The organism is Butyrivibrio hungatei DSM 14810, from assembly GCF_900143205.1.
GTDB classification, from domain to species: Bacteria; Bacillota; Clostridia; order Lachnospirales; family Lachnospiraceae; genus Butyrivibrio; species Butyrivibrio hungatei.
The window spans coordinates 135788-144500 of the sequence record NZ_FRDH01000007.1 but is presented as its reverse complement, the minus strand read 5'-3'; the positions used below and the strand labels follow the sequence as shown (position 1 = coordinate 144500).

Below are 8713 nucleotides of genomic sequence, written 5' to 3'. Positions count from 1 at the left end.
TGCACCTGCAGAGGCAATGCCAGAAATTGCCCTCGAGGAATCAACTCCTGAGGAAATGCCAGAAATAGCACTTGAAGAACCAACACCTGAAATAGTAATAGAGGAGCCAGCTCCTGAGATGGCATTTGATATGTCAGAAGCAGAGCAGACACCAGCTGAAATGGACATGAATGCAGCTGCAGGTTCCATGGAAGGCGCAGTTGAAGATATCGAAGATTTCCTCAGCGCAGAGGATTATGAATACCTTACAATTCAGGAAGGTAGCAAGACTACTATCCTGATGAAGACTTCTGATAACAACACTATGGCTATTGTCTATGACGGCAATGAGTTTGAATCTCTTGATCCAAGCTATAGCAAGGATGGCAAGAATTCATACGTTGATATTATGAATGAACAGGTAAAAGAGGCTATTAAAGCGGGAGGTAACAGCTGCATTAATAGACATAAAGGCAGTAAAGTTGTTGCAAAATAAAATATTATTTTTTGCAGTAAACTCAGGCAGCTACTTACAAAAGTGGGTAGCTGCTTTTTGAGCCCTGGGGACGGAGGTTATGGCTTATTTTTGTATTTCAAAAATGAGCCATAACCTCCGTCCCTAGGGCTCACTTTTTCGTTTCTTTCCCGCCGCAACATATCAGGTTATAATATTGTCTATCTTATATAGAGAAAAGAAATATTGAGGGCAAAAAATGAGTCAAACGAAGATCCTCGCTAATTCATATGCCTGCTTTTTTGTTCATTTTTGCATAGAAGTCATATGCTTTAGCATTTTAACCCATACATTTAAAGTGGATAATGCCACAAGATTTTTTATATACATGTTCTTTGACATGGTGGCTTTTTATCCACAGTTCCTGGTAGGAATAGTTCACGAAAAGTTCCCAAAACTAAATATTCCTGTCATGTCCGTTGTTATAATGGCAGCAGGAATCCTGCTTGTCCAGTATGACATCGCATCGCCCCGCAGTATGGCAGGTATGCTCATAGTTGCACTTGCCAATGCTTTTCTTCATGACTGCTGCGCGATCCAGACAACACTCATTGGAAAAGGAAAACTCTTTCCATGTGCACTGTTCGTTTCCGGCGGCTCTTTTGGCGTAGTGATTGGTCAGATCCTAGGGCCATCAAACTTTTGGAGAAAAGAGTACTTATTTATAGTCCTTGCTGTGATGCTGGTGTTACTTCTTTTAACCAACGATTCATGGCTTGTTGAGGAGTATGAGTATCCGAAATTTGACCTTGTTAAAAGAGATATGCCGCGCAGCTACATGGTCATCATAGTTGCAGCATATTTTGTTACTTTTGTCCGTAGTTTCATAGGCTACGCTATTCCGATTTCCTGGAGAAAAGAGCTGTGGCAGTCCATACTTCTTTTCTTCATAATGGGAATAGGAAAAGCGCTTGGAGGCTGGCTTTCAGACAAGATTGGAGCAAGAAAAGTCGGAGTTTACTCGACACTTTTATGTATCCCATTACTTATATGGGGCCAGAACCTCATGGTAGTCTCAATACTTGGAATATTCCTATTTAGTATGACAATGGCCATCACCTTTGGAATGTTCCTGTCGGTGATACCGGATAATCCTGGACTAGCCTTTGGTCTTACAACCCTTGCCCTTGGAAATGGAATAATGGTACCATTTATCACAGGACCTATTGATCCGATGCTAAATGCAGTAATAATCGTGGTTTTGTCCGTTGCATGTTCAGTTGTGCTAGGAAAGACCCTTAAGGAGGATAAAAATGTTAACTAGTTTATTTACGCTTACTTTATTAGATGCTGGCGGCCCAGGCCTATTGATCGTAGGTCTTGGAATTGTTATTGGAGCTCTCATACTCATAGTTCCAGCTGTAATTGCGCTTATAATCGCAATTGTGCATGGTATCAAGAAAAGGAATGGTAAAAAATGAAGTATGTGATTACTCCTGAAGGAGTCCTAGAAGGAATTACCGTGGTCGGAATATTGGCCCTTGTGACTATAATCCTTGAAATGGCCCCTGTTCTTATTGGCTTTAAAAAGTCTGAGTATAAATACAAGATTCCATTGCTGATATGCGTAAATATCGTAACAAATGGCATTTTGAACCTTATATTAAACGCCTACTTCATTCAATATGGTTTCACCTATTTTGTGCTAGAGCTGGCAATCGTGCTTGTTGAGGGCGTTATCTATTACCTGGCTATATACGATATCTCTTTTAACAGAGCCCTTTCAGTCAGCCTCATTGCCAATCTTTTTTCAGCAGTAGTTGGAGTTTTTCTCTTGTTATTGCTTGGGGTCTGAGATCAAAAATATTAAATATTCATAAACGCCGTAGCAGAGCCTTGTTACAGCGTTTTTTATTGTAGACAAAAAAATGATTTGTAGATATTATTAATAGTACGGAAAACGATTTCCAGACATGAGAGGGAATATAATGGTTTCAATAAAAGACGTAGCAAAAGAAGCTGGTGTAGCTATTTCAACAGTTTCCAAGGTACTCAATAACTATCCAAATGTAAGCGAAGAGACTAGAAATAAGGTAAATGAAGTTGTTGAGAGACTTGGATTTGTACCAAATGCAGTAGCTGCCACACTTTCTTCCAAGAGAACCGGAAGAGTAGCTCTTTTGATAAAGCTGAATTTACATACCCAGGCCAGCGATGAGATCAGTATGCAGTACATTTCAGGTGCTATTCATAAGGCAAAAGAGCTGCAGCTGGATGTGATCACTGTCTTCACGTCAATGATAGAAGACATGGACGTTGCAGAGGTTACAAGCTATTTTGCATCGCAAGGCATCAAGGGAATCATCATATATGGCATGACTACCAAGGATAAGGCCCTGCACAAGCTCATTGATAGTGGCAATTTCAAGATCGTAGTTGTGGATGCACCAATGGTAAATGAGTCAACCTCCAGTATCAGCATTGATCACGCCAAGGCCCAGTATGATGTGGCCAAGAAGACTATCACAGAGAATAAATGTAAAAAGATCCTGTACCTTGCAGGCGACGAAGACGGGTACGTTACAGAGGAAAGGCTCCAGGGCATCAAGAAGCTCTGCGATGAAAAGAAATGTAAGCTCACCGTTAGAAATGGTAAGTTTTCTGAGCTTAGGGCAAGGGAGCTTACTATGAAATACGCCAAGAATTCAGATTGTGTAGTATGTGCTTCTGATATTATGGCAATCGGGGCCATGAAAGCCCTTATTGATATGGATATTTTCAGACCTGTCTGTGGTTTTGATGGAATCATCCTTATGGGCTATGCCGGCAAGCAGATGAATACTGTTAGACAGGACTTTGCCAAGATTTCCGAGGAAGGCCTCATGGAACTTAACAGATTAATGTCCGGAGAAAAAGGCAGAAAAGTAGCAGTAAAGCACGAACTTGTGCGCATCAAATATGAAGATATAATCTGCTGATAAAAAAGTACTTGCGGAAAACGTTTTCCTATGGTAAGCTTTTTTACAAGACAAAGAAAACGTTTTCCATAAAACAGAAATAAAAGGTATTTGTAAATCATATATTGTCTTACGAGAGGAGAAAGAAAAAATGTCCAAGCATACTAACATGCAGAGAGATGTACTTGTTCTTAATCTTGAGGAGCAGCTGGAAGATATTGCACAGGAGAAATATAACAAGACTCTCAAAGAGTGCACAGATCAGGAAACATACTATGTTCTTCTTGAAATGACTTCCAGACTCATGGATGTTGCTGAAGTGTACAACGGAGAAAAGAAGGTTTACTACATTTCAATGGAGTTCCTCATTGGTAAGCTTCTTTCTAACAACCTTATCAACTTAAGAGTTTACGATCGCGTAAAGGCTATTCTTGAAAAGAACGGCAAATCCCTTGCAGATATCGAGGAGTGTGAGCCAGAACCATCACTTGGTAACGGCGGTCTTGGAAGACTTGCAGCTTGTTTCCTTGATTCAATTGCAACACTCGGCCTTGCTGGTGAAGGAATTGGACTAAATTATCACTTCGGACTTTTCAAGCAGGTATTCAAGGACCACCTTCAGAATGCTGAAAAGAATGACTGGATCGAGAAGCAGTCATGGCTTGAGAAGACAGATACAACTTTCGAAGTTTCTTTTGGTGACAAGAAGGTAGTTTCACGCCTTTACAATATGAACATTGTTGGATACGACACAGGAGTTAACAAGCTTCGTCTCTTTGATATCGAGTCAGTTGATGAGAGCCTTGTTAAAAAAGGTATCGACTTTGATAAGACCAAGATCGACAAGAACCTTACTCTTTTCCTGTATCCAGATGATTCAGATGAAGCTGGAAACCTCCTTAGAATCTATCAGGAGTACTTCCTTGTTTCAAATGCAGCTCAGCTTATCTTAAGAGAGCAGAAGGAGCGCCAGTATGACCTCCACGAGCTCCACAAGCACGCTGCAATTCAGATCAACGATACACACCCAACAATGATCATTCCTGAGCTCATTAGGATCCTTGTTGAGGAGAAGGCTTTCAATATCGATGAGGCTATAAATGTAGTCAGCAAGACTTGTGCTTATACAAATCATACAATCCTTGCTGAGGCTCTTGAGACATGGCCACTTGTGTACCTTGAAAAGGTAGTTCCACAGCTCGTTCCATATATCAAGGAGCTTGATAAGAGAGTTAGAGCAAAGTACAAGAACCCTAAGGTTCAGATCATTGACAAGGAAAAGAAAGTGCACATGGCATTTATTGATATCCACTATGGATATTCAATAAATGGTGTTGCAGCTATTCATACAGATATCCTTAAGAATAGCGAGCTTAACGATTTCTACAAGATCTATCCTGAGAAGTTCAACAACAAGACAAACGGTATCACATTCCGTAGATGGCTCCTTTCATGTAACCATCCCCTTGCTGATTTCCTTTCACAGACAATCGGCGATGGCTTCAAGAAGGATGCTAACAAGCTTGAAAAACTTCTTGATTACGCCGATGATCAGGCAGTTCTTGATAAGCTTGAGTCTATCAAGATGGACAAGAAAAAAGAGCTTGCTGCATACCTCAAGGAGCATGAGAACGTAGAAGTTGATCCTGATTCAATCTTTGATATTCAGGTTAAGAGACTTCACGAGTACAAGAGACAGCAGATGAATGCTCTTTACATCATTCACAAGTACCTTGAGATCAAGGGCGGCAAGAAGCCTACTAGACCTCTTACATTCATCTTTGGTGCTAAGGCTGCTCCTGCTTATGTTATTGCAAAAGATATCATTCACCTTCTCCTTGTTCTTCAGGAGATCATCAACAATGATCCTGATGTTAACAAGTACATGAAGGTCATCATGGTTGAGAACTATAATGTAAGCTATGCTGAGAAGCTCATTCCTGCTTGTGATGTATCAGAGCAGATCTCTCTTGCATCAAAAGAGGCATCTGGAACAAGTAACATGAAGTTCATGCTTAATGGTGCTATCACTCTTGGAACAGATGATGGTGCAAACGTAGAGATTCACGAGCTTGTAGGTGATGACAACATTTACATCTTTGGTGTAAGCGCTGATGAAGTTATCAAGCACTACAAGAAGGCTGATTATGTTTCAAAGGATTATTACAAGAAGAGCCCAGTTATCAAGGAAGCTGTAGACTTTATCGTAAGTAAAGAGTGTCTTAAGGTTGGACACAAGGAGAACCTTGAGAGACTTTACAACGAGCTTCTTAACAAAGACTGGTTCATGACTCTTATTGACCTTGAGAGCTACATTGCCAAGAAGGACGAGATTTTTGCAGATTACGAGAACCGCGACAAGTGGAAGAAGATGATGCTTGTAAACATCGCAAAGGCTGGTTACTTCTCTTCAGATAGAACTATTGCAGAATACAACAGAGATATCTGGCATCTTAATTAAGTAGGACGCTGGAGGGAATAAAAGCTTCTTATTCACTCTAATAGTATTTTTTGTAGGATACATATAAACATTCAAAAATCCCGGAATAATTTACTTCACGTTGTTTAGAACGTAAATTTTTCCGGGATTTTTTTAATGTAGCAATACAAAAAAATAAAATCGCTCAAGGTCAGACATTATGCCTACTCCAGCTGGTCTGCATATGAAAATAACATGATAAATGTAATGACATTTACGTTGAAAAACTATGAAGCTAATATATGGAGGTTGGCTTTCAGCCAAAAAACGCAGCTTTTCTTATATTAGGCTAAAGGAAAATAAGAAGAGAGGGTTGAGTTTTTTATAATTGTTAGCTGAAGCAATGTGGGCGAGTGTATTTCGGCTAAAGTAATTCAAGTAAGAAATGGGAAGAGAATGATAATCTTTAGCCGAATGTGTATGTATGAAGTGATTTAGGTTAAGGAAGCTGAGGTGGGTTTGAGGATGAATAGCAAAATATAATGAAAAATATTAGCTGAAAAAATTATTCTGTTGGATTTAGGCTAAAAACCTCAAATTTCTAAATGAACCCAAAGACATAGAAGAGAAAAATATTACGAAATGTTGTATTATATTGCGGGGTGAGTTGTTAAGGAGAGAGTTTAATGTTTTATCACATGAAGTTTAATGCGAATAATGTATATAAGGCACAAGAGGCGCTAGGGAAGTACCAGAGGGTATCCTTTGATGAAGAAGAGATAAAAAAGCTTAGACTTCCCAAGATATTCAATCGCAATCAGCTAACTATAACAAAGAATGCCTACGATTATTCACTTAGCATGATAATTGGAAGCGTGCTCTATGGTGACTTTACGCTTACTATAGATCCTTACTACAAGAAGCTAGTAGCAAGAAGAAGGTTATCTGGCTGGAGAGTAGTGTTCCTGCTGATTTGGTGGGTTATATGTATCTACACGTCAGTATGCGGCTATATGATATCGGATGCCTATACGGAATATCAGGTGGAGCCAGGGGATTATCAGATTCTGGCGGGGCTTATCTTAGGACTTGCTGTTACTATGGGGCTTAATCTATTGTGGACCTATGGGACCTCAAGGCTCATGCAGGCATATATTGAGAAGTATATTATTGTAGCTAGGAAGGGCGATGCCAAGCAGATCGCGGCTACAAAGGAGTTTCTAGCTCAGAAAAGTGGAAAGACACAGAGAAAAGAACAGCAAAGCGAGAAAGCCCAGGTCAAAAAAACAGATGCTATAATCACTAAAAACCTAGAGACACAGCATGAAAGCAAAGCTCAAAAGACCCGCCTTAAGGATTACGACCCTAAATTCAAAAATACCAGCACCAACAATCCTTACAAATACTTAGATAGCGATCGATATGCCTTCTTTTGTAGCGAGTCAGGAATCATCCAAAAGACAGCCTTTGCAAGCCTTCATTTTGACGACACGCTAATTCTTGAGGATGATCAGACAAGTTCAGGATTCAAGCTCTTTAAAGGAATAAGAAATATTAGGAAAAACCTGCAGCTTATTTGGACAAGCCAGAGCTATGATGCGATTCTTTTAGCAAAGGGTAATCCAGAAGATTCAGATTCAGCTGACGTTTATGCCTACAAAGATCCTGATGACGACAATCTTGTAAGAGTCGCAAGAGATTACAACGGCCTTATTAGGATCAGGTATAACGGAGAGACAGATCCTAACGGCGTTTGCAAGGTATGGATAAGCGATGAAGAGCCATATCAGTGCTTCCCTGGATTTGGAAATGAGACCAGACTTAAGCTTGACCTTAATGTAATAAAGAAAAAGACAAAAACACTGGTAAATAAAGACAAGATCAAGGAAGTAACAAGTAAAAAGGATTTCAAAAAGAAAAGCTGGTATGTGGTATGGATCATTATGCTACTGATCCTAGCTAGAACATGGTTTGTTTACGGCGTAGTTCCAAACGCAGGATATAAAGAGCTTTTACCTGAATTTGACGATACAACCTACAATGCAAGTGATCCAGGGCACTATGATGGCAATACTACTGAAGAGTACAGGTGGGCAGCACATGCCACATCTATATATGCTAAGCTCCTTAATGGTAATCCTGATGTTTTGTGCGGAACAGCAGTTAACACACAACAAGAACTAGATACCTATACTGCATTCCTTAAGCTTTCATGGGGAATTGATAGCAGAAGCTCAGCCAAAGAAAAGCTTAATAAGACCATAAAATATGGCTATAGAGCCAAATATAAGACCTATGTAAAGTCCAATTCCGATGTTAAAAAGGCAATCAAGGCAATAAAAAGAGACTTTGGAGAAGACCTTACTTTTGGCGAAGTAGGAGCCATTACAGCAGATTATTTTGAAAAGAACCATATATCCACAGATGAGTTTTTGAAGGTAAAAGCCGCTGCTTGTACGTATATTCGTTTTGGCGAAAGTGGACTTGATGCATATGACTATTTGAGACTCATAAGGACCACTTATCTGTGCTACAAATGCGGATATTTAAGCCGCAATGAGTACCTTGGCTTCATTGCCAAGCTCAATGATGCCATGAAGTATGAATATTATGGATTTGAAGAGATCCATGAGTGTTATTACTACGGTGAAATGTTTAGGAGAAAAGAGCTAAACACTGACAATCTAAGCACTACAAACGATATCCGAAGTGCAATAAATCTTATGATGGATACAGGATATTATTACAAGATAGACCAGGAATACTAATGAAAAAATATGAAAAGCTTCTCAGCTATAGGTTATAGTTTGGGAAGTTTTTTTATATAAAATTTTAAGAATTACAGCGGCTTAAGGGAAACCAGACTCATGTTATAATATTATTGGTTTATCGTCACTATGCTAT

7 protein-coding genes are annotated in these 8713 nt (G+C 39.5%); all 7 read left to right on the top strand.

Annotation, left to right across the window (positions count from 1 at the left end):
* Positions 1 to 475: hypothetical protein (locus tag BUA02_RS09590; protein ID WP_178297639.1), on the top strand; the 475-nt coding region annotated here is incomplete at its 5' end.
* Between the two features lie 217 nt (positions 476 to 692).
* Positions 693 to 1757 carry an MFS transporter gene (locus BUA02_RS09585; protein ID WP_072703380.1) on the top strand — a complete coding sequence of 355 codons (1065 nt, stop codon included), beginning with the start codon at positions 693 to 695 and terminating at the stop codon, positions 1755 to 1757.
* Positions 1747 to 1914, top strand: a complete 168-nt coding sequence (locus tag BUA02_RS15885; RefSeq protein ID WP_178297638.1) for a hypothetical protein — start codon at positions 1747 to 1749, stop codon at positions 1912 to 1914. Before BUA02_RS09585 ends, BUA02_RS15885 begins: the two co-directional genes overlap by 11 nt.
* Entirely contained in the window at positions 1911 to 2288 is a 378-nt protein-coding gene (locus BUA02_RS09580; protein ID WP_071175440.1) for a hypothetical protein, read from the top strand. The genes BUA02_RS15885 and BUA02_RS09580 overlap by 4 nt, the downstream gene beginning before the upstream one ends.
* 133 nt (positions 2289 to 2421) lie before the next feature.
* On the top strand, positions 2422 to 3411 hold the full coding sequence (locus BUA02_RS09575) for a LacI family DNA-binding transcriptional regulator (RefSeq protein WP_072703377.1): 990 nt from the start codon (positions 2422 to 2424) through the stop codon (positions 3409 to 3411).
* Positions 3412 to 3541: 130 nt separating this feature from the next.
* Positions 3542 to 5851: a glycogen/starch/alpha-glucan phosphorylase gene (locus tag BUA02_RS09570; protein ID WP_178297637.1), complete on the top strand. Its 2310-nt coding sequence runs from the start codon at positions 3542 to 3544 to the stop codon at positions 5849 to 5851.
* A 644-nt stretch (positions 5852 to 6495) separates the two neighbouring features.
* Complete coding sequence (locus BUA02_RS09565; RefSeq protein WP_072703374.1) at positions 6496 to 8577, top strand: DUF1266 domain-containing protein; 2082 nt, start codon at positions 6496 to 6498, stop codon at positions 8575 to 8577.
* Positions 8578 to 8713: the final 136 nt, after the last annotated feature.

What these genes read in the sequence shown, in the direction of transcription:
- BUA02_RS09585 (WP_072703380.1), top strand. Translation starts at nt 693, where the DNA reads ATGAGTCAAACGAAGATCCTCGCTAATTCATATGCCTGCTTTTTTGTT.
- BUA02_RS15885 (WP_178297638.1), top strand. Translation starts at nt 1,747, where the DNA reads ATGTTAACTAGTTTATTTACGCTTACTTTATTAGATGCTGGCGGCCCA.
- BUA02_RS09580 (WP_071175440.1), top strand. Translation starts at nt 1,911, where the DNA reads ATGAAGTATGTGATTACTCCTGAAGGAGTCCTAGAAGGAATTACCGTG.
- BUA02_RS09575 (WP_072703377.1), top strand. Translation starts at nt 2,422, where the DNA reads ATGGTTTCAATAAAAGACGTAGCAAAAGAAGCTGGTGTAGCTATTTCA.
- BUA02_RS09570 (WP_178297637.1), top strand. Translation starts at nt 3,542, where the DNA reads ATGTCCAAGCATACTAACATGCAGAGAGATGTACTTGTTCTTAATCTT.
- BUA02_RS09565 (WP_072703374.1), top strand. Translation starts at nt 6,496, where the DNA reads ATGTTTTATCACATGAAGTTTAATGCGAATAATGTATATAAGGCACAA.